Annotated in this window: 16 protein-coding genes; 9 read left to right on the top strand and 7 right to left on the bottom strand. The window is 72.4% G+C overall.

What is annotated here, in order from left to right:
• Positions 1 to 618: 618 nt before the first annotated feature.
• On the bottom strand, positions 619 to 1,317 hold the full coding sequence (locus NUM_RS31130; RefSeq protein ID WP_207128495.1) for a hypothetical protein: 699 nt from the start codon (positions 1,315 to 1,317) through the stop codon (positions 619 to 621).
• A gap of 695 nt (positions 1,318 to 2,012) precedes the next feature.
• Between NUM_RS31130 and NUM_RS31125 the strand changes: the two genes are divergently transcribed.
• Entirely contained in the window at positions 2,013 to 7,478 is a 5,466-nt protein-coding gene (locus tag NUM_RS31125) for an ATP-binding protein (protein ID WP_207128494.1), read from the top strand.
• A 177-nt stretch (positions 7,479 to 7,655) separates the two neighbouring features.
• Here the strand turns inward: NUM_RS31125 and NUM_RS31120 are convergent, their stop codons facing one another.
• Positions 7,656 to 8,318 (bottom strand): DUF5994 family protein, encoded by a 663-nt coding sequence (locus NUM_RS31120; protein ID WP_207128493.1) that lies wholly within the window; start codon positions 8,316 to 8,318, stop codon positions 7,656 to 7,658.
• A 213-nt stretch (positions 8,319 to 8,531) separates the two neighbouring features.
• The gene (locus tag NUM_RS31115) at positions 8,532 to 9,542 is read right to left on the bottom strand and encodes a fatty acid desaturase family protein (RefSeq protein ID WP_225918969.1); all 1,011 of its coding nucleotides are present in this window, start codon (positions 9,540 to 9,542) and stop codon (positions 8,532 to 8,534) included.
• A 442-nt stretch (positions 9,543 to 9,984) separates the two neighbouring features.
• Here NUM_RS31115 and NUM_RS31110 point away from each other — a divergent pair, with 442 nt between their 5' ends.
• From NUM_RS31110 to NUM_RS31095, 4 genes are all read left to right on the top strand, one after another.
• Positions 9,985 to 10,629: a GAF and ANTAR domain-containing protein gene (locus NUM_RS31110; RefSeq protein ID WP_207128491.1), complete on the top strand. Its 645-nt coding sequence runs from the start codon at positions 9,985 to 9,987 to the stop codon at positions 10,627 to 10,629.
• A gap of 65 nt (positions 10,630 to 10,694) precedes the next feature.
• Entirely contained in the window at positions 10,695 to 11,405 is a 711-nt protein-coding gene (locus tag NUM_RS31105) for a GAF and ANTAR domain-containing protein (RefSeq protein ID WP_225918968.1), read from the top strand.
• 24 nt (positions 11,406 to 11,429) lie between these two features.
• Complete coding sequence (locus tag NUM_RS31100) at positions 11,430 to 12,188, top strand: GAF and ANTAR domain-containing protein (protein ID WP_207128489.1); 759 nt, start codon at positions 11,430 to 11,432, stop codon at positions 12,186 to 12,188.
• A gap of 629 nt (positions 12,189 to 12,817) precedes the next feature.
• Positions 12,818 to 13,189, top strand: coding sequence for a PRC-barrel domain-containing protein (locus NUM_RS31095; protein WP_207128488.1), 372 nt, complete (start codon positions 12,818 to 12,820; stop codon positions 13,187 to 13,189).
• Positions 13,190 to 13,213: 24 nt separating this feature from the next.
• Here the strand turns inward: NUM_RS31095 and NUM_RS31090 are convergent, their stop codons facing one another.
• The 4 genes from NUM_RS31090 to coaA form a co-directional block, all read right to left on the bottom strand.
• Positions 13,214 to 15,019, bottom strand: a complete 1,806-nt coding sequence (locus NUM_RS31090) for a glycoside hydrolase family 15 protein (protein ID WP_207128487.1) — start codon at positions 15,017 to 15,019, stop codon at positions 13,214 to 13,216.
• Between the two features lie 150 nt (positions 15,020 to 15,169).
• Positions 15,170 to 16,126: a D-2-hydroxyacid dehydrogenase family protein gene (locus tag NUM_RS31085; protein WP_207128486.1), complete on the bottom strand. Its 957-nt coding sequence runs from the start codon at positions 16,124 to 16,126 to the stop codon at positions 15,170 to 15,172.
• Between the two features lie 162 nt (positions 16,127 to 16,288).
• On the bottom strand, positions 16,289 to 16,498 hold the full coding sequence (locus tag NUM_RS31080; protein WP_207128485.1) for a hypothetical protein: 210 nt from the start codon (positions 16,496 to 16,498) through the stop codon (positions 16,289 to 16,291).
• A 50-nt stretch (positions 16,499 to 16,548) separates the two neighbouring features.
• A complete protein-coding gene (gene coaA, locus NUM_RS31075) occupies positions 16,549 to 17,466 on the bottom strand; it encodes a type I pantothenate kinase (RefSeq protein WP_207128484.1) in 918 nt (305 codons plus the stop codon).
• 155 nt (positions 17,467 to 17,621) lie between these two features.
• Here coaA and murJ point away from each other — a divergent pair, with 155 nt between their 5' ends.
• The 4 genes from murJ (at position 17,622) to NUM_RS31055 (ending at position 24,426) form a co-directional block, all read left to right on the top strand.
• Positions 17,622 to 19,259, top strand: coding sequence for a murein biosynthesis integral membrane protein MurJ (murJ, locus tag NUM_RS31070; RefSeq protein ID WP_207128483.1), 1,638 nt, complete (start codon positions 17,622 to 17,624; stop codon positions 19,257 to 19,259).
• A gap of 134 nt (positions 19,260 to 19,393) precedes the next feature.
• The gene (locus NUM_RS31065; protein ID WP_207128482.1) at positions 19,394 to 20,329 is read left to right on the top strand and encodes a DUF5715 family protein; all 936 of its coding nucleotides are present in this window, start codon (positions 19,394 to 19,396) and stop codon (positions 20,327 to 20,329) included.
• A gap of 1 nt (position 20,330) precedes the next feature.
• Positions 20,331 to 21,902, top strand: coding sequence for an asparagine synthetase B family protein (locus NUM_RS31060; RefSeq protein WP_207128481.1), 1,572 nt, complete (start codon positions 20,331 to 20,333; stop codon positions 21,900 to 21,902).
• 121 nt (positions 21,903 to 22,023) lie between these two features.
• Positions 22,024 to 24,426: a glycoside hydrolase family 3 C-terminal domain-containing protein gene (locus NUM_RS31055; protein WP_207128480.1), complete on the top strand. Its 2,403-nt coding sequence runs from the start codon at positions 22,024 to 22,026 to the stop codon at positions 24,424 to 24,426.
• Positions 24,427 to 24,458 lie beyond the last annotated feature (32 nt).

The raw sequence follows: 24,458 nt of genomic DNA, 5'->3' as shown, positions 1-24,458 counted from the left end.
GAGGCTCGGCCGTTCGTTCGCCGACACGGCGTCTGACAGCCGCGCGGAGTCGACTTGGCTGGGGTGGACGATCGACGGGTGCTCGGCTTGGTAGAGGCGATGAACGACGGCGTCTCCCGAAGTAATTACTCAGAGTGAGATCCTCGGGGCCGTTGCTCAGCGATGTGGCATGACATCGTCAACGCTTCACCGTCGGGGCCGGATCGCACATTTTATGGTAGTTCGCCGGCCGAGTTGGGCGCAGTTTCGTCCCGCTCCCCGGCCGGTTGCCGCAGTCGACTCTCCGCCGCTGGGTGCTCCAAGGGTGCTCCATCGGGCTGAACTTACTTTTCGTTAGATTGCGCTAGCTTTCAGTTCCGTCACCGTGCGCAGCCGGCGATCGGGCAGGTTCACTGTGCAACGAGGCGCTACTGTGGTAATCTAAGGTAAATCAAGTTCATAGCCGTCGATCTAAAGATCAACAAGGATATGGGCTTTTAATCCGTAGGTTGTGGGTTCGAGTCCCACGCGACCCACTTCGGTCGTGATGGTGAGCGGTCTTCGGACGCGCCGATCTCTTCTGCTGCCTCTTGTCGAAGCGTCGTGTCCATATCGGACGGTCGAGACGTGATCCACGAGTCAGGCCGGGTTCGCGCCGTGGGCATCGCTTCGGGTGGCGGTAGGTAGCCAGGGTTGCAGGCCGTGCTGGGCGGCCTCCAGAACCTCGGCCGGCGACAGTCGGTCGGCCTGGTCGACCACGACGAGCTGCCACCGGGAGCGGCGGACCGTCGCCAGCGTCGCCGCGCGTTCGCGGCGCAGGTAGGTGACCGCCGACGCGGCGTCGGTCACCGCGGGCTCGACCCGGTAGCGGGCGAGCTTCGCGACGTACCAGTCCAGCCAGTGCGGCCCCTCCCGGCGCGCGGCGCGCGGCAGCGCCGTCGCGGCGTCCCCGTCGAGGAAGATCATGACCGGGCCGACCGGTGCCAGTACCGGGGTGAGGTCGGCGAGGAACGCGTCGATGGCGGGCTCGTCGTGTCCCATCGCCAGCAGTGTCGGTACGAACGGCATCAGCGCGTCGGCGATCACCACGTCGTCGTCGCTTCGCAGTACCGACTCGACGAAGCGCGCGGTCGCCGCGAGCAGCGTCGCCGGCTCGACCCGGCCGGTCGCGGTGAACTCCTCGGCCACCGCGGCGAACTGCGGCCGGGTCATGATGTCCTCCTCGCGGAAGTGGTCGACCCGCAGCCCCGCGTCGGTCAGCCGGCGCGCCAGCCCGGTGCACAGCGTCGACTTGCCCATCCCGGGCGAGGCGCCCCAGACCGTGATCAGGATCGTCATGGCCACGAGCCTAGGGGCGCACCGGCACGCTCGGCCGCACCGTCGCTTCGGGCCGCGCGCAGCTCTCGACGATGGACGCGGACGGCCGGCCTGGTGCGGGTCGAGCGGCACGGGCTGGTGGACGCGCGGACGGTCCCGTCGGAGAAGACGCCACCGGGCAAGGCGGACTCGCTCGACGCCCAGGGCCGTGCCCATCGCGACGAGTTCTGGATGGCCTGGGGCTTCTGATCCAGGGGCGCGAACGGTTCCGAGCACGCCGCCGGTACGTGCGGCGGTCGGTGACGACCACGCGGCTGGCGGGAACGGCTCGCCCAAGGCCCCTCGGACGGGCTCGGCGGAATGAGCCCGTCCGGACCGGGCTGGACTGCGGCCGCTTCGGTGCGGCCGGACTGCGGTGCGGCGAGGCCGCGCCGTCGGACCGGACGGAACGGTCTTCGGGGGCGATCTCGCCCGGGCCACTGTTGCGGGGGCAACGCTGGGTGAACCACCAGGGTGGGCCGTCGCGGGGTGGCCATAGCATCGGCTCGTTGGTCGAATTGGTGGAGCCGGCCGAGAGCTTTTGGTGGGTTCCTACAACGATGCGTCCTGAACGTGCGTTAGTTGCTCCATGGCGGGACGGATCGGCAGGCGGAAAGGTGGACCGGGGCGGCCGCGGCGCGGCGCGCACTTCGTCGTCTACGGAAAGGCTGGGTCGGGTGTTCAGTCGTGTCGCCATCGTCAATCGTGGGGAGTCCGCGCGGCGGCTCATCCACGCCGCCCGGGAGCTTTCCGCGCAGACCGGGCACCGGATCGAGACCGTGGCCCTGTACACCGACGTCGACCGGGCCTCGACGTTCGTCCGGGAGGCCGACCACGCCTACGACCTCGGCCCGGCGTCGGCCCGGCCGTACCTGGACCTGAAGGTGCTGGAGCGCGCGCTGCGCGAGACCCACGTGGACGCGGCGTGGGTGGGCTGGGGTTTCGTGGCCGAGGACCCGGCGTTCGCGGAGCTGTGCGAGCAGGTCGGCATCACGTTCGTCGGCCCGAGCGCCGAGGCGATGCGTACCCTCGGCGACAAGATCGGCGCGAAGCTGCTGGCCGAGGAGGTCGGCGTACCGGTCGCGCCGTGGAGCCGTGGCGCGGTCGAGACGCTGGAGGCCGCGTTGACCGCGGCGGCCGAGATCGGCTACCCGTTGATGCTGAAGGCGACCGCGGGCGGCGGCGGCCGGGGCATCCGGGTCGTGACCAGCGAGGCCGAGCTGACCGACGCGTACGAGCGGACCAGCCAGGAGGCGGCCCGCGCGTTCGGCAGCGGCGTGGTGTTCCTGGAGCGGCTGGTCACCGGCGCCCGGCACGTCGAGGTGCAGGTCATCGCGGACGGCGAGGGGACGGCGTGGGCGCTCGGCGTCCGGGACTGTTCGATCCAGCGCCGCAACCAGAAGATCATCGAGGAGTCGGCCTCGCCGGTGTTGCCGGCCGACAAGGTCCTGGAACTGAAGGCGTCGGCGGAGCGGCTGGCGGTGGCGGTGGGCTACCGGGGCGCGGCGACGGTCGAGTTCCTGTATCACCCCGGTACCGAGGTGCTGGCGTTTCTCGAGGTGAACACGCGGCTGCAGGTGGAGCACCCGATCACCGAGTCGACCACCGGCTTCGATCTGGTGAAGGCGCAGCTGCACGTGGCGTCCGGCGGCCGGTTGGTCGGCAACCCGCCGGCGGAGCGCGGGCACGCGATCGAGGCGCGGCTGAACGCCGAGGACCCGGACCGGGACTTCGCGCCGGCGCCGGGCCGGATCGCCCGGCTGGACCTGCCGTCCGGCCCGGGAATCCGGGTGGACACCGGCGTCAGCGAGGGCGACGTGATCCCCGCCGACTTCGACTCCATGATCGCCAAGATCATCGCGTACGGGCGGGACCGGGACGAGGCGCTCGGCCGGCTGCGCCGGGCGATGCGGCAGACCACCGTGGTCATCGAGGGCGGTGCCACGAACAAGAGCTTCGTCCTCGACCTGCTCGACGCGCCCGAGGTGATCGACGGCAGCGCGGACACCGGCTGGATCGACCGGGTCCGTGGCGAGGGCCGGCTGGTGTCGCACCGGCACTCGGCGGTCGCGCTCGCCGCCGCCGGCATCGAGGTGTACGAGGACGAGGAACGCGTCGAGCGGCAGCGGCTGCTGTCCACCGCGTTCGGTGGCCGCCCGCAGGTGCAGCACGACAGCGGCCGGCCGGTGGATCTCAAGCTGCGCAACGTCGGCTACCGGGTGCGGGTCGCTCGGGTGGGCGCGCACCGGTTCCGGGTCTCCATCGAAGCCGGCGGCGAGCTGCGTACCGCGGACGTCGAGCTGGACCGGTACGACCGGTACTCCGGGCAGATCGTCGTCAACGGCGCCCGGTACCAGCTGCTGACCGACACGCACGGGCCGGTGCACCTGGTCGAGGTGGACGGGGTGACGCACCGGGTCAGCCGGGACGAGGGCGGCGTGGTCCGCTCGCCGGTGCCGGCGCTGGTCGTGGCGACGCCGCTGGCGGTCGGCGACGAGGTCGAGGCCGGCGCCCCGGTGCTGGTGCTGGAATCGATGAAGATGGAGACGGTGCTGCAGGCGCCGTTCCGGGCCCGGCTGAAGGAATGCACCGTGTCGGTGGGCAGCCAGGTGGAGACCGGCGCACCGTTGCTGCGGTTGGAACCGTTGGCCGACTCCGACGACGACGAGGCCGCTGCCGAGCAGCCGGCCGATTCCGTCGAGCTCGACCTGCCGGCCGCACCGGCGACGGTGCCGGCCGCCGACCGGGTCCGCCGCGGTCAGGAGGATCTGCGCAGCCTGCTGCTCGGCTTCGACGTCGACCCGCACGACGAGCGCCGGGTGCTCGACGACTACCTCGCCGCGCGCCGGGAACTCGCCGCGACCGGGCACCGGCCGCTGTCCGGCGAGCTGGCGCTGGTGGAGGTGTTCGCCGACCTCGCCGAGCTGAGCCGCAACCGGCCGACCGACGAGGACGGCACCGACACCCACGTGCACAGTCCCCGCGAGTACCTGCACGCCTACCTGCAGAGCCTGGACGTCGAGCGGGCCGGGCTGCCCGAGTCGTTCCAGGCCAAGCTGCAACGGGCGCTGGCCCACTACGGGGTGACCGAGCTGACCCGCAGCCCGGAGCTGGAAGCCGCGGTGTTCCGGATCTTCCTGGCCCAGCAGCGGTCGGCCACCGACGCGGCGGTCGTCACCGCGCTGCTGCGCGCCTGGCTGCAGGAGCCGCCGCCGGACGGGACGCTGCGCGAGCCGACCGGGCTCGCGCTGGAGCGGCTGGTGTCGGCCACCCAGCTGCGTTTCCCGGTCGTCTCCGACCTGGCCCGGGGCGTGGTGTTCGGCTGGTTCGGCCAGCCGCTGCTGCGCCGCAACCGCGCCGAGGTGTACGCGAAGGTGCGGGCGCACCTGCGCTACCTGGACGCGCACCCGGACGCGCCGGACCGGGCCGACCGGATCGCCGAGATGGTCCGTACCACCGAGCCGCTGGTGCGGTTGCTGGGGCAGCGGCTGCCGCGGCCCGACCTGGACAACACCGTGATGCTGGAGGTGCTGACCCGGCGGTACTACGGGAACAAGGGGCTGACCAACGTCCGCGCCAGCCGGATCCCGCTCGGTACCTTCGTGGTCGCCGAGCGCGCCGGGTCCTCCCTGGTGTCGGCCGCGGTGCGGTTCGAACGGCTGGGTGACGCGCTGCGCGGGCTGGAGCAGCTGGCGACCGGCGACACCACCATCGACGCCGACGTGTACCTGTTGTGGGACAACCAACCCACCGACGCGGACGAGATGGCGGCGGCGCTGACCGAGGTGGTCCGCGCGCACCCGTTGCCGTACCAGGTGCGCCGGCTCACCGTGACCCTCGCGGGCAGCCGCGCCGGGGTGATGCACCACCACTTCACGTTCCGCGCCGCGCCGACCGGGATGGCCGAGGACCGGCTGATCCGCGGCCTGCACCCGCACATCGCGCAGCGGATGCAGCTGGAGCGGCTGAACCGGTTCGACCTGACCCGGCTGCCGTCCTCGGACGAGGAGGTGTACCTCTTCCAGTGCGTCGCGGCGGACAACCCGTCCGACGACCGGCTCGTCGCGTTCGCGCAGGTACGGGATCTGAGCCCGCTGCGGGAGCAGGACGGGCGGCTGGTCGCGTTGCCGACCGCCGAGAACGTCGTGGCCACCTGCGTCGACTCGATCCGGCGGGCCCAGTCCCGGCGGTCGCCGCGGAACCGCTTCAACACCAACCGGATCGTGCTGTACGTGTGGCCGCCGAGCGAGCTGACCGACGCCGAGCTGGACATCATCGCGAAGCGGGTGCTGCCGGCCACCACCGGCGCCGGCCTGGAGGAGATCTGCTTCATCGGTCGGCGGCGTGATCCGCAGACCGGTGCGTTGAACAAGATCGCGATGCGGATCTGCTTCGACGCCAACGGCGGCGTGCAGGTGGTCTTCGGTGAGCCGTCGGACGAACCGCTGGAACCGCTGGACGACTACCGGCTGAAGGCGTTGCGGGCGCGCAGCCGCAACTCGGTCTACCCGTACGAGGTGACCGAGCTGCTCGGCGAGTTCGTCGAGCACGATCTGGACGACGCGCACGCGCTGGTGCCGGTGGACCGGCCGAAGGGCCGCAACACCGCGGGCATCGTCGCCGGCGTCGCGACCACCGTCACGCGGCGGCATCCCGAGGGCGTCACCCGGGTGGTACTGCTGGGCGACCCGACCAAGTCGCTCGGCGCGCTGTCCGAGCCGGAGTGCCGCCGGGTGATCGCCGCGCTCGACCTGGCCGAGCGGATGCGGGTACCGCTGGAGTGGTACACGCTGTCGTCCGGCGCCCGGATCGCGATGCGCTCCGGTACCGAGAACATGGACTGGGTGGCGGCGGCGCTCAAGCGCATCGTCGAGTTCACCCAGGCCGGCGGCGAGATCAACGTCGTGGTCGCGGGCATCAACGTCGGCGCCCAGCCGTACTGGAACGCCGAGGCGACGATGCTCATGCACACCAAGGGCGTCCTGGTGATGACGCCGGATTCGGCGATGGTGCTGACCGGCAAGCAGGCGCTGGACTTCTCCGGTGGCGTGTCGGCCGACGACAACTTCGGCATCGGCGGCTACGACCGGGTGATGGGCCCGAACGGCCAGGCGCAGTACTGGGCGCCGAACCTCGCCGCCGCCAACGACGTGCTGCTGGCGCACTACGACCACACGTACGTGGTGCCCGGCGAGGCGGCGCCACGGCGGGCGGAGACGACCGACCCGGTCGACCGGGACGTCAGCGGGTTCCCGCATTCCGTTGCGGGCAGCGACTTCGCCACGGTCGGCGAGATCTTCTCGGCGGCGAACCCGGACCGCAAGAAGCCGTTCGACATCCGTACGGTGATGCGGGCGCTGTCCGACCAGGACCACCCGACGCTGGAGCGGTGGGCCAGCATGGCGGACGCGGAGACCGTGGTGGTGCAGGACGTGCACCTCGGCGGGTACCCGGTCTGCCTGCTCGGCATCGAGTCGCGATCGGTGCCGCGGCGCGGTTTCCCGCCCACCGACGGGCCGGACGCCTACACCGCCGGTACGCTGTTCCCGCGCTCGTCGAAGAAGGCGGCCCGGGCGATCAACGCGGCCAGCGGCAACCGGCCGTTGGTGGTGCTGGCGAACCTGTCCGGCTTCGACGGCTCGCCGGAGTCGATGCGCAAGCTGCAGCTGGAGTACGGCGCGGAGATCGGCCGGGCGATCGTCAACTTCGACGGCCCGATCGTGTTCTGCGTGATCTCCCGCTACCACGGCGGCGCGTTCGTGGTGTTCTCCAAGGCGCTCAACCCGAACATGACGGTGCTCGCGCTGGAAGGCTCGTACGCCTCGGTGCTCGGTGGTGCGCCGGCCGCGGCCGTGGTGTTCGCCGGTGATGTCAAGGCGCGCGTCGCCGCCGACGAGCGGGTACGGGAGCTGGAGGCGCGGGTGACCGCGGCGTCCGGCGCCGACCGGGCGGTGCTGACGGCGGAGCTGGACGAGCTGCGCACCACGGTACGGGCGGAGAAGATCGGCGAGGTGGCCGCGGAGTTCGACCGGATCCACAGCATCCAGCGGGCGGTCGAGGTCGGTTCGGTCGACGCGGTGATCCGGACGGCGGAGCTGCGCCCCCGCATCATTGCGACCATCGAGGCAGGTCTGAACCGGTAGGCCCGGCGAAGGCGGCTCGGCTCGCCAACGGGGCGCCGAGCCGCTTGGCGGTACGGGGGTGCGCGGGCCGCCGATGCCCCGTGGTAAAGCACGAGACACCGGCGGGCATGGGGGGGCTTGCCACGCCGGTCGGCCTACCGCGCCGGCACGCGGGCGTGGGGGCCGGGATGACGCCCGCTAGTCGACGTGCTCGCTGCGGGGGAGCGGATTCATCGAGGCGATACCCGATGGGTCACGGAGCCATGCGGGTTCACCGGTGATGCTGCCACCGTCGGTCTCCCACTCGGGGTGCAGCCCGAACCCGGGATCGTGCCAGGAGTCCACCGGCAACGACACCGGATCCTGACCGATCGGGCGGAGGATCTCGCTGCCACCCAACGCGTTGCCGGGATCCGCGGCCGTGGCCATGGCGGCAGACGCCGCGTCGTTGAGTGCGTCTGGCGGTATGACGAGCAGGTCGTAGATGGCGCCATTGGGGCAGGACACGCTGACGGTGTGCACGTCGATGCTCCTGAACCAGGCGACTCGCACCCGCCTGCCGCCGACCTCGGTGCGCTCGGGTATCTCACCCCACTCGTCGCGGGCCACCGCCACCCGGCTGACGTGCTCGCTGTGGCCGGGGCTGCGGCCCGTCAACCATGCGTCGACTCCGGCGACCAACGCGGGCAGCTCGGCGACGAGATCGTTGGTGTAGGGCCACCAAGCGCCGTCGAGGGCGCCGTGTTGGCCCCTGGTCGGATCCATCCGTAGCCGAACACCGCCGGTTCCCGCAGGGGCGATCCTCGGGTCCAGCGGCGCTGCGGTGGGAAACGTGTCGGCGTTCGTGGACTGGACGGCCATGACGGCGCCCCCTCGACCGAACCCACTGCGGGCCGGCCCTGCAATCCTTCGCCTAGGGCGACGCCAACATTGGCACCATCTGCATGGCGGTCGACGCTTCGACAAGTCCTCGGTATCTCCAGCCTAGCCCGCAGACCGCCCAGCGACGAACATCTTTCCGTCGCTGGCTCCGCACGGAAGGGACCGCTACCGGTCGACGATGCTGGTAGCGGCCTACCGAGGTGCCCGCAGCTGCTGCGCCAAGGGACAGGAGAACGGGTCGCGTCCGGCCAACCCCACGTCGTTGAGATAGCGCAGCACGACCGCGTACGCGGCTCCCAGATTCCGTTCGGTGTACGCGATGTCGTTGTCCGTGCAGGCCCGGCGGACGAGCGGCTGAACGAGTCGGAGGTTCGGCCTCGGCATGCTCGGGAACAAGTGGTGTTCGATCTGGTAGTTCAGCCCGCCCAGCAGGAAGTGGATGGCCCGGCCGCCGGTGACGTTGCGCGACATCAGTACCTGTCGCTGCAGGAAGTCGATACTCAGGTTCGCCGGAACGATCGGCATACCGGTGTGGTTGGGTGCGAACGCGGCTCCCAGGTACAGCCCGTAGAGGCCGAGCTGAACGCCCACGAACGCGGCCGCCACCCCCGGCGACATCAGCAACAGCAGGACGGCGAGGTACCCGGCCAGCCGCACTGTCAGGAACGCGATCTCCCAGCCGCGGCGCTTCATCGGCGCACGGCTCACGACCCGTTGGACGCTGCCGACGTGCAGGTTGATCCCCTCCAACAGCAACAGTGGGAAGAAGAACCAGCCCTGCCGGTCGGCGAGGTACCTGCCGAGGCCGCCGCGCTGTGCCCGCGCATCGGCGGTGAAGGCGATGATGCCGGCGGCGATGTCCGGATCCGCCCCCTGTTTGTTCGGATTGGCGTGGTGTCGGGTGTGCTTGTTCTGCCACCAGCCGGCGCTCAGCCCGCCGAGCAGCGTGCCCTGCACGAGCCCGGCCCACTCGTTGGCCCGGCCGGAACGAAAGATCTGCCGATGTGCGGCATCGTGGCCGAGGAACGCCAGCTGGGCGAGCACGACGGCAAGCACCCCGGCCAGTACGAGCTGGAACCACGAGTCGCCGACCAGCACCATCGCCACCCCGGTACCGGCCAGTGCGAGCACGGTCAGCGACATTTTCGTCCAGTAGTAGCCGTACCGGCGCCGCAGCAGCCCGGACTGTTTCACCTGCCGCACCAGCTGCGTGTACTGCTGCGTGTAGCGGTCCTGTCGTCGACCGCGTCTGGCGTCTGTCGGATTACGCGCTTCCGGAATTCCGGCAACGGATGCGGCACTCATGCCTGATCCCCTCGGCTCGGCAACTTCGATGCGCACCGGGGTCTGGGGCACGACGATTTCGGGTCGACAACGCCTGCCAGGCGTCGCCCCCCACGACCGTCCCATCAGCAGTCGTACGACCAGTGTCTCCCTGTCGGTACCCCCATCATGTCACTCGAAACGGTGAGGACCCGTCCGGCGCGCCCGACGGTGCGCACCGCTGCCGGAACGGACTAGGCTTGCCGGGTCGTGACAGGGCGGAGGCCTCATGGCGGACAGGCGGCAGCGGCTGCGGGCTCTGTTGTCCGCCGACCGGGCATCCCAGCCCGGCCCGCCAGTGGGTCTGGTCTGCGCTCGATGCGTGGTGGAACTGTCGGTGACGGGCGCCGGTGCGACCGTGCTGGCGAACCTGAACCGAGGCGACGGGGACGGCAGGAGCGACGGTCATCCCAGCCGTGGCCTGGTCTACGCGACCAACGCGACCAGCACGGCATTGGAAGACCTGCAGCTCACCGTCGGAGAAGGCCCCTGCCTGGACGCATTCGAGTCCGGTGGGCCGGTCTTGGTCGCCGACCTGGCTGCGGAGCAGGCACGGTGGCCCGCCTTCGCCACCGGGGCCACCGCGCTGGGGGCGGCGGCGGTCTTCTCGTTTCCGCTGCAGATCGGGGTGGTGCGGTTGGGCTCGCTGGACCTCTACCGCGACGCAGCCGGGCCGCTGACCCGGACGGAAGTGACCGACGCCCTGATCCTGACCGATCTCGCCACCGAACAGATCATCGAGCAGATCGACGGGCATGCGGTCGCCGATCTGAGCTGGCTGGCGGATGCACACATCGAGGTGCATCAGGCAGCGGGCATGGTGCAGGTGCAGTTGGGCGTGACCACTGAGCACGCGTTGATGCGGCTCCGCGGGTACGCGTTCACCCACGACCTGACGATGGCCGAGGTGGCGCGGCAGGTTGTGGAGCGCTCGCTGCGCTTCGAGCCGGAGCCGGAGCCGAAATGACCCATGGTGAAGGAAGGTCGTCTGCCATGAGCAACACCCGTGACCAGCAGCTGGCTGCCACGTTCGTGTCGCTGGCCGACACCCTGGTCGCCGACTTCGACGTGCTGGACTTCCTCGGGATGCTGACCGAGCGGGCCGTCGAACTGCTGAGGGTCGACGCCGCCGGCGTGATCCTGGCCGATCAGCGCGGCGGCTGGCGTCCCGCGGCCGCATCGTCGGAAACCTCTGGGCTGGTCGAGGTGTTCGCCGCGCAGACCCGGCAGGGGCCATGCCTGGACTGTGTGCGCACCGGCCGACTCGTGGTCAGCGAGGATCTGGCCGCCGACACCGAACGATGGCCGCAGTTCGCCGCGTTCGCCGTGGGCGCCGGGTTCGGCGCGGCGTGCGCGATTCCGATGCGGCTCCGCGACGAGGTCATCGGCGCGCTGACCCTGCTCAAGACGGCATCGGGACCGGTCGAGCCGGACAGCATCTCGCTCGGGCAGGCCCTGGCCGACGTCGCGACCATCGGGATCCTGCAGCAACGTGCGGTGACCCGGCACGAGATCGTCTCCGAACAGCTGCAGGCCACCCTGCATCGACGCACCGTCATCGAACAAGCCAAGGGCGTGCTCGCCGAGCGCGGCGGCGTGGACATGCACGAGGCGTACACGCTGTTGCGCGGCTATGCGCGGGTGAACCGGCGACGACTGTCCGACGTGGCCGGGGAACTGGCCAACGGCGAGCTCGATGCCACGCAGGTGCTGGCTCCCCACGCCGATACCCGCGGCGCCTGACCGCCCGAGCGAAAGGAGCGCCGGATGCCGCCCACACCGGAGCAGGCCACCGACAGTCGAGAACACCGCGTGTCCCGCGCGTTCGTCGCCCTGGCCGACACGCTCGTCGCCGACTTCGACATCGTCGACTTCCTGAGCATGCTCGTCGAGCGCTCCACCGGCCTGCTCTCCGTGGATGCGGCGGCCGTCATCCTGCGCGGCCCCGACGACGACCTCCAGGTCGTGGCGAGTTCCGGCCACGGTGCGCAGCTTCTGGAACGCTTCGCCGTACGGACCGGCGACGGCCCGTGCATCGACTGCGTCCGCAGCGCACAACCGGTCGTCTGCACCGACCTCGGCGCCGAGACCAGCCGCTGGCCGGGCTTCAGCGCCGCGGCGAGCGAGTGCGGATTCCGCGCCGTGCACGCTCTTCCGATGCGGTATCACGAGCGGATCGTCGGTGTACTCACCCTGCTCGACGCCGCCGCTGGCGCGGTCGGTACCGACGCCGCTCGGCTTGGGCAGTCGTTCGCCGATGTCGCCACGATCGGGATCCTCCAGCAACGCACGATCGACCAGGGCGAACGCGTTTCGCAACAGCTGCGAGCAGCGCTGACCAGCCGCATCGCGATCGAGCAGGCGAAGGGCGTCATCTCCGAGCGCGGCGGCGTGTCGATGGACGAAGCATTCGACCAGCTCCGTGGCTACGCCCGGGCGCACCAGCTGGGGCTCACCGCCCTCGCCCGCAGCGTCGCCGCCGGCAACGCCGACCTTCGCGCGATCCTCACGCACCGTCGCCGGTAGCCGACGGCACCCGCGCCGGACTTCCTTCGACGGCATGCGGTCGGCGCCGATCGGCGGTGCGCCGCGAGGCACTCTGTGCCGTTCACGAGTTGCGCTGTGCACTCGGCTGGAGGACAGTAACCATGACCCCGCCGTGGCCCGGACCCCGCTGCTGGCCGGTTTGCGGTGGAGGGATGCGCCCGGTGCGCGCTGGGGGGAGCGCCCGGAATCCTGGGGGATTCACCGTTCGGCCGGCCTCGGACTGGCCACGGCGGGTTCCCCACATTGATGCAACACACGTTCGGTCGATCGTGCGATGGACGGAGTAGAGTCGAAGACGTTCCCCCGTCCGGTGTCGTGGCTGGAGGCCAGGCAGGACGGAGGGCGGCGGCACGGCATCGTCCCGTGCGTCGGCGCAGGCTGGCACGCGATCCGACGGCCGCCGGTGATGGAGCCCCGTGCTTGGTGCACGGCCATCACCAGCCCGACTCGTTCGGCTCAGACCCGGCTCGAGCCACCCGTCTGCTGTGCGCGGGTGAGCCCAGCGAGCCACACCCGCACCGGTTCGGTGTCGATGCCCGATGCCGGCGCATCAGCTCGGGCGCCGTTTCGCGGCACCGAGGCCCATGCCTCCATGGACGGAGAAGACAATGACCAACTCGACATCCCGGCGCTCGATCGACCCGAGTGAGTGGCGCGGTCTGGACGTGCTGCTCAGCGGCGGCGACAAGCTCGGCAAGCTGGTCGACGTGTACTACGACGCCGACAGCGACGATCCGGTGTTCCTGTGTGTCAAGCCACGCAGGTTCTCCAGCAAGCAGGTGCTCGTACCGGCAAGCAAGGTGCACAGCGCGCCGGCCGGCCTGACCGCCGACTGGTCGGACGAGGACGTGCGGGGCGCGCCGACCACCAAGCCCGGCGAGGGGCTGTCCGGTGCCGACGAGCAACGCGCGTTCCGCCACTACGGAATGGACTACGCGGAGCCCACCACCGACAATGGGCGGCGTCTGGTCCGCCACTGACCCGCGCGCCAACCGCCCACCGTCTCATGTGGACGATGACGGGACCGGGCGCCGTTCGAACGGGTCCGGGTGTTCGGTGCTGAGCACCCGGGCGGCGTTGATCAGCGCCAGGTGGGTGAACGCCTGCGGGAAGTTGCCGACCTGCCGCCCGTGCGGCACGTCGTACTCCTCGGCGAACAGCCCGACGTCGTTGGCCAGTCCCAGCAGCCGCTCGAACAGCTCCCGTGCCTCGTCCCGCCTTCCGTTCAGTGCCAACGCATCCACCAGCCAGAACGAGCAGGCCAGGAACTGACCCTCGGTACCGGCCAGGCCGTCGTCGGTGTCGTCGGTGGAGTAGCGCGACAGCAGCCCGTCGTGCCCCAGCTCGGCCCGCACCACGTCGATCGTCGAGGTCACCCGCGGGTCGTCGGCGGGCAGCAGCCCGACCAGCGGGATCATCAGCACGCCGGCGTCCAGCGCGGTCGACCCGTAGTACTGGGTGAACGTCTCGCGGTGCGGATCCCAGGCACGGTCCAGGATCTCGGCCCGGATCGCGTCCCGGGTCGCCGCCCACTTCGGCACCGGGCCGTCCAGCCCGAACCGGTTCGCCATCGTGACGGCCCGGTCGAACGCGACCCACGCCATCAGCTTCGACTGGGTGTAGTGCCGGCGCGGGCCGCGCGACTCCCACATCCCGTCGTCCGGCTGCTGCCACACGCCGTCCAGGTAGTCCAGCAGCTTGCGCTGCTGCCGCCACTGTCGGTCCGGGTAGCGGCCCGCCTGGCCGGCGACCGCGGCGGCGACCCCGAGCACCTCGCCGTACACGTCCAGCTGGAACTGGCCGGCGGCGGCGTTGCCGACCCGCACCGGCCGGGAGCCCTCGTAGCCGGGCAGGTGGTCCAGCTCGTACTCGGCGAGCCGCCGCTCGCCGGCGATCCCGTACATGATCTGCATCTGCTCCGGATGGCCCGCGGTGGCGCGGAACACGCAGTCGGCGAACGCCCGCGCCTCGTCGGTGTAGCCGCCGGCGAGCAGCGCGTTGAGCGCCAGTACCGAGTCGCGCAGCCAGGTGTAGCGGTAGTCCCAGTTGCGTTCGCCGCCGAGCTCCTCCGGCAGCGACGTCGTCGGCGCGGCCAGTACCGCGCCGGTCTGCCGGTCCGTCAACGCCTTCAGCACGATCAACGACCGCAACACCTCGTCGCCGTACGCGCCGGTGTAGCCGCACCGGCCGGACCAGTCCCGCCACCACCGTTCGGTCCGGGCCAGCGCCGAGTAGGCGTCCTCCACCAGGCCGGGCGGCTCGTACGGCGGGAACCAGGTCAGCATGAACCGCTCCGCGCCGCCCGCCGCGAGCTCGAACTCGCCGACCGTGGTCAGCTCGTGCCCGTGCAGCGGTACCGAGGTGGCGAGGTGCAGCGCATCCGGTCCGGCCTGCGCGACGACCCCGTCCGGCACCCGCTGCACCCAGGGCACGACCGACCCGTACTCGAACCGCACCACCAGCTCGACCTGCACCCGCACCCGGCCGCGCAGCCCCTGCACGATCCGGGTCAGCTGCGGCCGGGCGCCGGGCTCGCGCGGCGGCATGAAGTCGATCAGCCGGACCGCGCCGTCCGCCGTCTCCAGGTCTGTCTCCAGGATCAGCGTGCCGTCCCGGTACCGCCGGGAGGTGCGGGTCACCGGGGCGGCCGGGGCGATCAGCCAGCGGCCGTGCGTCGGCTCGCCGAGCAGTGCGGCGAAGCAGGCCGCCGAGTCGAACCGCGGCAGGCACAGCCAGTCGACCGATCCGTTGCGCCCCACCAGCGCGGCCGTCTGCAGGTCGCCGATCAGCGCGTAGTCCTCGATCCGCATGCCGCACCCCCGTACCACGCTAGTTGGCGCCGGGGTGCACCGCGCCGCAAACGCCGGTACCGGCGCCGGCCGCCCGCTCCCGGCGCCGGCCGCGCGGTACCGGGGCTGGCCGCCCGGTGCCGGCGGTCCGGGGCGCGCGGTACGGACGGGTCAGCCGAGGACGCGGACCGGCTCGCCGTCCAGCCAGCCGAGCACGTCGGCGACCGCGTCGCCGTAGAACGTCGCGTAGGTCTCCCGGGTCACGTACCCGACGTGCGGGGTGGCGAGGACGTTCGGCAGCCGGCGCAGCTCGTCGTCGGCGGGGAGCGGTTCGACGTCGTACACGTCGAGACCGGCGCCGGCGAGCCAACCCGCGCGCAGCGCCCGCAGCAGCGCGGCCCGGTCCACGATCGGCCCCCGGGAGGTGTTCACCAGGTACCCGGTGGGCCGCATCGCGCGCAGCAGCCGCTCGTCGACCAGGCCGCGGGTCGCATCGGACAGCACCAGGTGGACCGACACCACGTCGCTGTCGGCGAACAGCGCGGTGGCGTCGGCGGCGAGCCGGGCGCCGCCGGCCGCGGCCCGCTCCGGCGTGAGGTGCGGGCTCCAGGCGAGCACGTCCATGCCGAACGCCTGCCCGACCGCGGCGACCGCGCCGCCCAGCCGGCCGAGCCCGAGCAGCCCGAGGGTACGGCCGCGCAGCTCCAGGCCGATGCCGCGCTGCCAGTCGCCGGCCCGCATCCCGTTCGCCTCGTCGACCAGGTTGCGGGCCAGGCCGAGGATCAGCGCCCAGGTCAGTTCCGCGGTCGCGGTGCTGCTGCCCCGGGTGCCGCAGACCGTGACCCCGTGCGCGGCCGCGGCGGTCAGGTCGATCGACGCGTTGCGCATCCCGGTGGTGACCAGCATCCGCAGCTCGGGCAGCGCGTCGAACACGGCCGCCGGGAACGGCGTGCGTTCCCGCATCGCCACCACGATCTGGTGCCCGCGCAGCGCGTCGACCAGCTCGTCCGGGGCCAGCGGCCGGTCGAACCGGTCGAGCTCGACCCGGCCGTCCAGCGGCGACCAGTCGGTCGAGGTCAGGGCGACGTGCTGGTAGTCGTCCAGGATCGCGCAGCGCGGCAGTGCCATCCCGCCAGCATGCCAGCGTGCGCGGGCGCCCCGCCCGGGCGGTAGCCGGGAGCCGCCAGCGCTGCCGGATCCGGGCCCAGCGGCCCGCCAGCGCCGCGGGATCCGCCGCCCGGGGTTCCCGCCAGCGCTGCGGGGCCGCCCGAAGCCACCGGCTCCGGCGGCTCAGGTCAGCGGGCGCCAGCCGGTGCCGCGGGCGAGGAACCGGGCCGCCTCGGCGTCGGCCTGGCGCGGGTCGGCGCAGGACACGTACTCGTACGACTCGCGCGGGCCGAGGTGGTCGACTCGCCAGCGGCCGGACCGTTCGTGGATCACCACCTGCTGCCGTCGCACGGGATCGTCCTGCCCGTTCCACCAGCCCCGTACCACCGTCATGACCAGGCACTCTATCGAACACCTGTTCGATGTCGCGACGCCCGGTGGGGCTACAGCTTGCGCAGGCGGACCCGTTCGACCGAGTGATCCGGGCCCTTCTGCAGCACCAGGGTGGCGCGCGGCCGGGTGGGGCGGATGTTGTCGACCAGGTTCGGCTCGTTGATCGCCGACCAGATGCCGGTCGCGGTCTGCACGGCCTGCTCGTCGGACAGCGCCGCGAACCGGTGGAAGTACGACGCGGGGTCGGCGAACGCGGTCTGCCGCAGCTTGAGGAACCGCTCCACGTACCAGCGCCGGATGTCGTCGGCGTGCGCGTCGACGTACAGGGAGAAGTCGAACAGGTCGGCGACGGCGAGCCGTTGCGCCGGCTGCAGCACGTTGAGCCCCTCGACCAGCAGGATGTCCGGTTGCCGGATCACGTTCCGCTCGCCCGGCACGATGTCGTACGTCAGGTGCGAGTACACCGGGGCGGCGACCTCGGCCTGGCCGGACTTGACGTCGGTGACGAACCGGACCAGCGCCCGCCGGTCGTAGCTCTCCGGGAACCCCTTGCGCTCCATCAGTCCGCGCCGCTTCAGCTCCGCGTTGGGCAGCAGGAAGCCGTCGGTGGTGATCAGGTCGACGCGCGGGTGGTCCGGCCACTGGGCGAGCAGGGTGCGCAGCAGGCGGGCGATGGTCGACTTGCCGACCGCGACGCTGCCGGCGATGCCGATCACGAACGGCACCGGCGCCGGCGTCTCGCCGAGGAACACCCGGGTCGCCTCGTTGAGCCGCTGTCGCGCGGCGACCTGCAGGTTCAGCAGCCGGGACAGCGGCAGGTACACGTCGGCGACCTCGTCCAGCGAGACCACGTCGCCGAGGCCCTGCAGGCGGGACAGTTCGTCGGCGGTCAGCCGGAGCGGGGTGGACCTGCGCAGCGTGCGCCATTGCGCGCGGCTCAGCTCCACGTAGGGGGTCAGGTGAGACACGCGAAACAGTGAACATCGTCGTACCGGCGGCACCGCGCCGGGGTTGCCCGCTGTGCGGTTTCCCGGCCGAACGTCACATTTCGTACCTGCGGGGTCACCGTCGAGCGTCCGCCTTCGCCCGACAAAGAGTAATTGTCGAACTACGATCGGTGCCCGTGGCCGTCGTGACGCGGGCCGGCGCCGCCGGACTCGGCCGGGCGACCGGGGTGATGGCGCTCGGCAGCGCGGTCTCCCGGGCGACCGGCTTCCTGCGTACCGCCGCGCTGGCCGCGGCGATCGGCTTCGGCCTGGTCGGCGACGCGTACAACACCGCCAACCTGCTGCCCACGCTGATCTACGAGCTGCTGCTCGGCGGGCTGCTCAGCAGCGTGGTGGTGCCGCTGCTGGTGCACGCGCGGCGCCGGGACGGCGACGGCGGGGACGCGTACACCCAGCGGTTGCTCACCCTGATCGTGGTCGCGGTGACCGCGGTGACGCTGCTCGCGGTGCTCGCCGCGCCGGCGCTGACCTGGCTGTACGGCATCCGCGACGATCCGGCGCAGGTCGCCCTGACCACCCTGCTCACCCGGATCATGCTGGTCGAGATCGTGTTCTACGCGATCTACGGCGCACTCGGCGCGGTGCTCAACAGCCGCGGCGTGTTCGGTCCACCGGCCTGGTCGCCGGTGCTCAACAACCTCGTCGTGATCGGTACCTGCGTGGCGTTCGTGCTGCTGCGCGGCGCCGGCGAGCTGACCCCGGCGGGCATGCCCGCCGGCGGCGCGTGGCTGCTCGGCATCGGTACCACGGTGGGCATCGCGGCGCAGGCGGCGGTGCTGCTGCCGGCGCTGCGGCGGGTGGGGCTGCGCTGGCGGTGGCGGTTCGACTGGCGCGCCGCGGGGCTGGCCGAGGCCGGCCGGCTGGGCGCCTGGGTGCTGGTCGACGCGGCGATCAGCCAGGCCGGCTACCTGGTGATCACGTCGGCGGCGAACACCGCGGGCCGGGCGTCCGGCGTCGGCTCCGCCGTGTACGCCAACGCGCACCTGCTGCTGCAGATGCCGTACGGGATCATCGGCGTCGCGTTGCTGACCGCGCTGCTGCCCCGGATGAGCCGGGCCGCGGCGGCCGGCGACACGGCCGGGTTGCTCGCCGACCTGTCACTGGGCAGCCGGCTCACCGCGGTGGCGCTGGTACCGGTGACGGCCGCGCTGATCGTGCTGGGGCCGGCGCTGTCCACGGTGGTGTTCGCCCGCGGTGAGGTGTCGCCGGCGTCCGCCCGCACCGTCGGTACGGTCCTCGCGGTGTCGGCGTTCGGGCTGGTCCCGATGGCGATCGGGACGCTGCAGCGGCAGGTCTGCTACGCGCTCAAGGACGCCCGCACACCGGCGTGGATCAACGCGGCGATGGCCGCGGTGCTGGTCCCGGCCTGCCTGCTGGTACCGCGGCTGCTGGCGCCGGGACACGTAGTGGCCGGCCTCGCGGTGGCGTACGGCGGGGTGCAGCTGGTCGGGCTGGTGCTGGGGCGGCTGTGGCTGCGGCACCGGTTCGGTCCGCTCGGTTCCGGCCGGGTCGGTCGGACCGTCGCCCGGCTGGCCCTGCTGTCGGCGTTCGGCGCGGCGGCGGGTGCGGCGGCGGTGGCCGCGGTGACGGCGGTGGCCGGCCGCGGGGTGCCGGGCTCGCTGCTCGCCGTGCTCGCCGGTACCGCCGCCGGGCTGGCCGCGGGCTGGCTCGCCGCCCGGTTCGTGCATATCCCGGAGGTACGGGCGATGTCCGACCTGGTGCGCGCCCGACTCACCGGCCGACACGCCAGTTGACTACAAATTGAGATAATTCGGATACGCATTGTTACTTTCGTAAGCGTGCTCGTCTCGACCACGGAGGCACCGTCCACCGGGACCCGGCCCACCGCCGGGTCCTCCACAGCGGGATCGTCCACGGGGAGCAAGGCATGGGATCACCGAAGCAGGACCTGCGACCGGCACCTGGGCTGCGGCCGGTCCGCCGACGACGCCGCGCCGCGCCACCGGTACCCAGACCGGACGTACCGGCCTACCGGGCCGCGGTCACCGAGCTGCTCGACGAACTGGCCGGATACGCCGGTCCGGACCGCACCGGCGCGGCGACGGCGATCCTGACCCGGCGGCTGGCCGAACCGGTGTACGCGGGCCTGCTCGCGGCCACGCCGCGCGGCCGCCACGCGGTACTCGGTGACCTGCTGCACGCGGTGCTGCGGCGACCCGGTGAGCTGGTACCGCTGGTGCGGGTGCAGCTGCTGGCCCAGATCGACGCGCTGTGGTGGGGCCGGTCGCCCGCGTACCCGTCCGGCGCCGAGCTCACCGCCGCGCCCGACCTGGTCGACCTCGACCCGCTGCGCCGCGCCGGCCGGCTGGGCTTCCGGTACCGGCGGCAGCCGACGAACCTGGTCGGCCGGGCGATCCGGTCGGCGCACCGGCGCGCGGTGGGGCGCGGCCTGTGGCCGGAGCGGGCGCCGAGCACGGCCGGCCTCCGGTACCCGCGGACCCGGCCGGAGGCGGTGGCGCTGCTCAACCAGGTCGCCCGCCGGTTCGCCGAGCTGGCTCCGGCCGGTACCCCGCCGCTGTGGGTGACCAGCCTGGCCCGCAGCACCCGGCACCAGGACCGGCTGACCCGGCTCGGGTACCCGACCATGCCGGCGTCGGCGCACTGCTCCGGCTACGCGGTCGACGTCGAACTCGCCTGGTACGGCCGGTACGGGGCGCGGCACGTGCTCGCCGCCGAGCTGCTGGCCCGGCAGGACGCCGGCCAGATCAACGTGATCGACGAGGGGCAGGTCTGGCACGTGTGCCTCAGCCCGGCGGCGCTGCCCGCGCTGCGCCGGGACTTCGACGCGGCGCTGGGCGGCTGACGTGTGCGGCATCGTGGTGACCGTCGGCGCCGGCGCCGACGAGACGACGTTCCGGCGGATGATCGGCGCGATCGTGCCGCGCGGCGAGACCACCGAACTGCTCCGGCACGGCGACGTGCTGGCCGGTACCCAGCGGTTGCACATCGTCGACCGGGAACGCGCCGTGCAGCCGTGGCTGTCGGCCGACGGGCGGTACCTGCTCTGCTACAACGGCGAGGTCTTCAACCACCGTGAGCTGCACGCCGAGCTGGTCCGGCTGGGCCGGCCGCTGCGGACCGAGTCGGACACCGAGGTGGTGCTGGAGGCGTTCCTCGCCTGGGGCGAGACGGCGGTGCACCGGCTGCGCGGCGAGTACGCGTTCGCGATCGTCGAACTGCCCACCCGGCGCACCTACCTGGCCCGCGACCCGCTCGGCGTCAAGCCGCTGTACTGGTCAGCCGAGGGCGGCCGGCTGCACGTCGGCTCCGAGGTGAAGGCGCTGGTACCGGCGGGTGGCCGGATCACCGAGGTGGGCCCCGGCGAGCACGGCTGGGCGGCCCCGGGCGAGCCGCCGAAGCTCGCACCGTACGTCGACCTGCTCGCGCTGGGCGCCGACGAGTCGCCGATCACCGACGTGGACCAGGCCGCCGCCGCGGTGCGCGAGACGCTGCGCGACAGCATCCGGGTACGGCTGGACACCGACCTGACCGTCGGCGTGGTGCTCTCCGGCGGGCTGGACAGCACGCTCACGTTGCTGCACGTCCAGCGGTGGCATCCGGACTGCGTCGCGTTCACCATCGGCGCGCCCGGCAGCGAGGACCTGGACTACGCCCGCCGGGTCACCGCCGACCTCGGCGTACCGCACGAGGTGATCGAGCTCGACCCGCGGCAGGTACGGCTCGCCGAGATCCGCGAGGCGGTCCGGATCGGCGAGCTGACCGAGTACGGCGACATCATCAACGCGGTCGTGTCGGTACCGCTGTTCCGCCGGATCCGGGACGCCGGCGTCAAGGTGGTCCTCACCGGCGACGGCTCGGACGAGCTGTTCGGCGGCTACGACATGTACCACCGGGTCGGCCCGGCGGCGGCGCGCCGGCTGTTCCTGCACAAGATCCGCAACCTGTGCCGCACCGAACTGCAGCGGGTGGACCGGGCCAGCATGGGACAGGGCGTCGAGACCCGCATCCCGTTCCTGGACCTGGCGCTGGTACGGCTGGCGATGCGGTTGCCGGTCGAGCTGAAGCGGCGGGACGGCCGGGAGAAGTGGATCGTCCGGCAGGCGTTCGCCGACGTGCTGCCCGACTACGTGCTGCGGCGGCCGAAGAACCCGCTGTCCTACTCGTCCGGGCTGCACGAGCGGGCAAGGCTGTACAAGCCGCTGTTCCCGCGGCTGCACCGGTCGTTCGGCTACGAGGCGTACGAGCCGGTGCGCCGGGACTTCGACACCCTGCTCCAGCGGTACGACCACGACCTGGACGCCGCGGTCGCCGCCGGCGCCGCCCGGCACGACTACACGCTGCTGGAACGTGCCCGTGACCTGGCCGGCGCGGCCCGCCGGAACCTGGCACCCCCGCGCCGCGCCACCGTGCCCTGACCCGCGCCGACCGCGGGCCGGGGTGCAGGCTGCGCGGCGGGATCGTTGCGGGTGGGCTGCGGGCCGGTCATGCTGCGGGTACCGCTGCGGCTCGCGGCGGTACCCACGGAAGGGGCGGTCGATGGTGCGCGAACTCAGCCTGGCCGAACAGGCGTCGCTGACCTCCGGCGCGGGGATGTGGGAGACCGTCGCGGTGCCCGGCGCGGTACCGGCGTTGACCGTCTCGGACGGGCCGCACGGCATCCGCCGCCCCGACCCGGACTCCGCCGACGAGCTCGGGATCAGCGAGAGCATCCCCGCCACCTGCTTTCCGCCGGCCGTGACGCTCGGCTGCTCCTGGGATCCGGAGCTGGCCCGCCGGGTCGGCGCCGCGCTCGCGGTCGAGGCGCGCGCCCTCGGTGTCGGTGTGATCCTCGGGCCCGGTGTGAACATCAAGCGGTCGCCGCTGTGCGGCCGCAACTTCGAGTACTTCGCCGAGGACCCGTACCACGCGGGCGTGCTCGGCGCCGCGCTGGTCACCGGCATCCAGTCCGGCGGGGTGGGCGCCTGCGTCAAGCACTTCGCGGCGAACAACCAGGAGACCGACCGGCTGCGGGTCGACGCCGACGTGGACGAGCAGACGCTGCGCGAGATCTACCTGCCGGCGTTCGAACGGATCGTGCGGGAGGCCCGGCCGGCCGCCGTGATGTGCTCCTACAACAAGCTCAACGGCACGTACGCGAGCCAGCTCCGGTGGCTGCTGACCGCGCTGCTGCGCGACGAGTGGGGCTTCGACGGCGTGGTGGTGTCCGACTGGGGTGCGGTGAACGACCGGGTCGCGGCGCTGGCCGCCGGGCTCGACCTGGAGATGCCGCCGACCGGTACCGACGAGCAGATCGTCGACGCCGTCCACGATGGACGGTTGAGTGCCGGGGCGGTGGCCACCGCGGCCGGCCGGGTCGCCGCCCTCGCCCACCGGTACGCGACGACGCCCCACGCCGCGGGTGCCGGGACGAAGCCCGACGCCGAGGACGCCGCAGGTGTCGGGACGAAGCCCGATGCCGAGCACGCCGCGGGCGCCGGGACGAAGCCCGACGCCGAGCACGCCGCGGGTGTCGGGACGAAGCCCGACGCCGAGCACGCCGCGCCGGCGGACGCAGCCCGTGCCGGTACGCCGGGGTGGGACGTCGACGCGCATCATGCGCTGGCCGCCGAGGTGGCCCGCTCCAGCGCGGTGCTGCTGAAGAACGACGGCGCGCTGCTGCCGCTGGACCCCGCTGCGGCGCAACGGATCGCGGTGCTCGGCGAGCTCGCCCGCACACCCCGCTACCAGGGCGGCGGCAGCTCGCACGTGACGCCGACGAGGCTGGACGCCGCCTGGCCGGAGCTGCGACGGCTCGCCGGCGAGCGCACCGAGCTGACGTTCGCCGCCGGCTACCACCTCGACGGTACGGCCGATGCCGAGCTGGCCGCCGCCGCGGTCGGCGCCGCGGCCGGCGCCGACGTCGCCGTGCTGTTCCTCGGCCTGCCGGACGCCGCCGAGTCCGAGGGTGTCGACCGGACGAGTATCGACCTGCCCGCCGACCAGCTCGACCTGCTGCGCCGCGTCACCGGCACCGGCACCCGGGTCGTGCTGGTACTGGCCGGCGGCGGCGTGCTGGCGCCGGACGGCTGGTGGGACACGACGGCGATCCTGGCCGGTTTCCTGCCCGGCCAGGCCGGCGGTACCGCGCTCGCCCAGTTGCTGTTCGGGGTGCACGCGCCGGCCGGCCGGCTCACCGAGACCATCCCGCTGCGGCTCGCCGACACCCCGTCGTACCTGCACTTCCCGGGGCGGGACGGGCACGTCCGGTACGGCGAGGGCCGCTACGTCGGTTACCGCTACTTCGACACCGTCGAGCGCGAGGTGGCGTACCCGTTCGGGCACGGCCTGAGCTACACCACGTTCGAGTACCACGACCTGGACGTGCGGGCCGCCGGCGAGAACCGGTGGCGGGTCGAGGCGACGGTGACCAACACCGGCGACCGGTTCGGCCACGAGGTCGCCCAGCTGTACGTGGCGTTCCCCGCCATGACCGGCGACGCGTTCCCCGGCGACCGGCCGCGGCACGAGCTGCGCGGCTTCGCCAAGGTGGCGCTCGCGCCGGGCGAGTCGGCCCCGGTCCGGTTCGAGCTCGCCCCGCGGGACCTGGCCGAATGGTCGGTACCGCGGGGCGACTGGCAGATCGTCGCGGGCGGGTTCACCGTCGAACTCGGCGCCTCGTCCCGGGACATCCGGCTGCGCGCCGAGTTGACCACCCCGGGCGACGGGTACGTGCCGCCGGTCGGTCCGATGTCCACGGTCACCGAGTGGCTGGCGCATCCGGTCGGCGGCCCGCTGTTCACCGCCGCGCTCGCCCCGGCGCTCGACGGGCAGCCGCTCGACCCGGCCCTGGTCGCGCTGGCCCGCTCGCTGCCGCTGGCCAAGCTCAGCATGTTCCCGGTCGGCCTCACCCCGGCGCGGATCGCCGACCTCGTCGCCCAGGTCGCACAGCACCCCAGCTGAACCGGGCCGGCGACCGGTGCTGATCGCCGGCG

The organism is Actinocatenispora comari, assembly GCF_017312725.1.
Lineage (GTDB): Bacteria > Actinomycetota > Actinomycetes > Mycobacteriales > Micromonosporaceae > Actinocatenispora > Actinocatenispora comari.
The sequence above is the reverse complement of the archived record's forward strand: the minus strand, read 5'-3'. Positions and strand labels throughout refer to the sequence as shown.

Coding starts and splice junctions, on each gene's coding strand:
- NUM_RS31085 (WP_207128486.1), bottom strand. CDS start 16,126: ATGGCACTGCCGCGCTGCGCGATCCTGGACGACTACCAGCACGTCGCC.
- NUM_RS31090 (WP_207128487.1), bottom strand. CDS start 15,019: ATGCGGATCGAGGACTACGCGCTGATCGGCGACCTGCAGACGGCCGCG.
- NUM_RS31095 (WP_207128488.1), top strand. CDS start 12,818: ATGACCAACTCGACATCCCGGCGCTCGATCGACCCGAGTGAGTGGCGC.
- NUM_RS31130 (WP_207128495.1), bottom strand. CDS start 1,317: ATGACGATCCTGATCACGGTCTGGGGCGCCTCGCCCGGGATGGGCAAG.
- NUM_RS31120 (WP_207128493.1), bottom strand. CDS start 8,318: ATGGCCGTCCAGTCCACGAACGCCGACACGTTTCCCACCGCAGCGCCG.
- NUM_RS31100 (WP_207128489.1), top strand. CDS start 11,430: ATGCCGCCCACACCGGAGCAGGCCACCGACAGTCGAGAACACCGCGTG.
- NUM_RS31065 (WP_207128482.1), top strand. CDS start 19,394: ATGGGATCACCGAAGCAGGACCTGCGACCGGCACCTGGGCTGCGGCCG.
- NUM_RS31055 (WP_207128480.1), top strand. CDS start 22,024: ATGGTGCGCGAACTCAGCCTGGCCGAACAGGCGTCGCTGACCTCCGGC.
- NUM_RS31080 (WP_207128485.1), bottom strand. CDS start 16,498: ATGACGGTGGTACGGGGCTGGTGGAACGGGCAGGACGATCCCGTGCGA.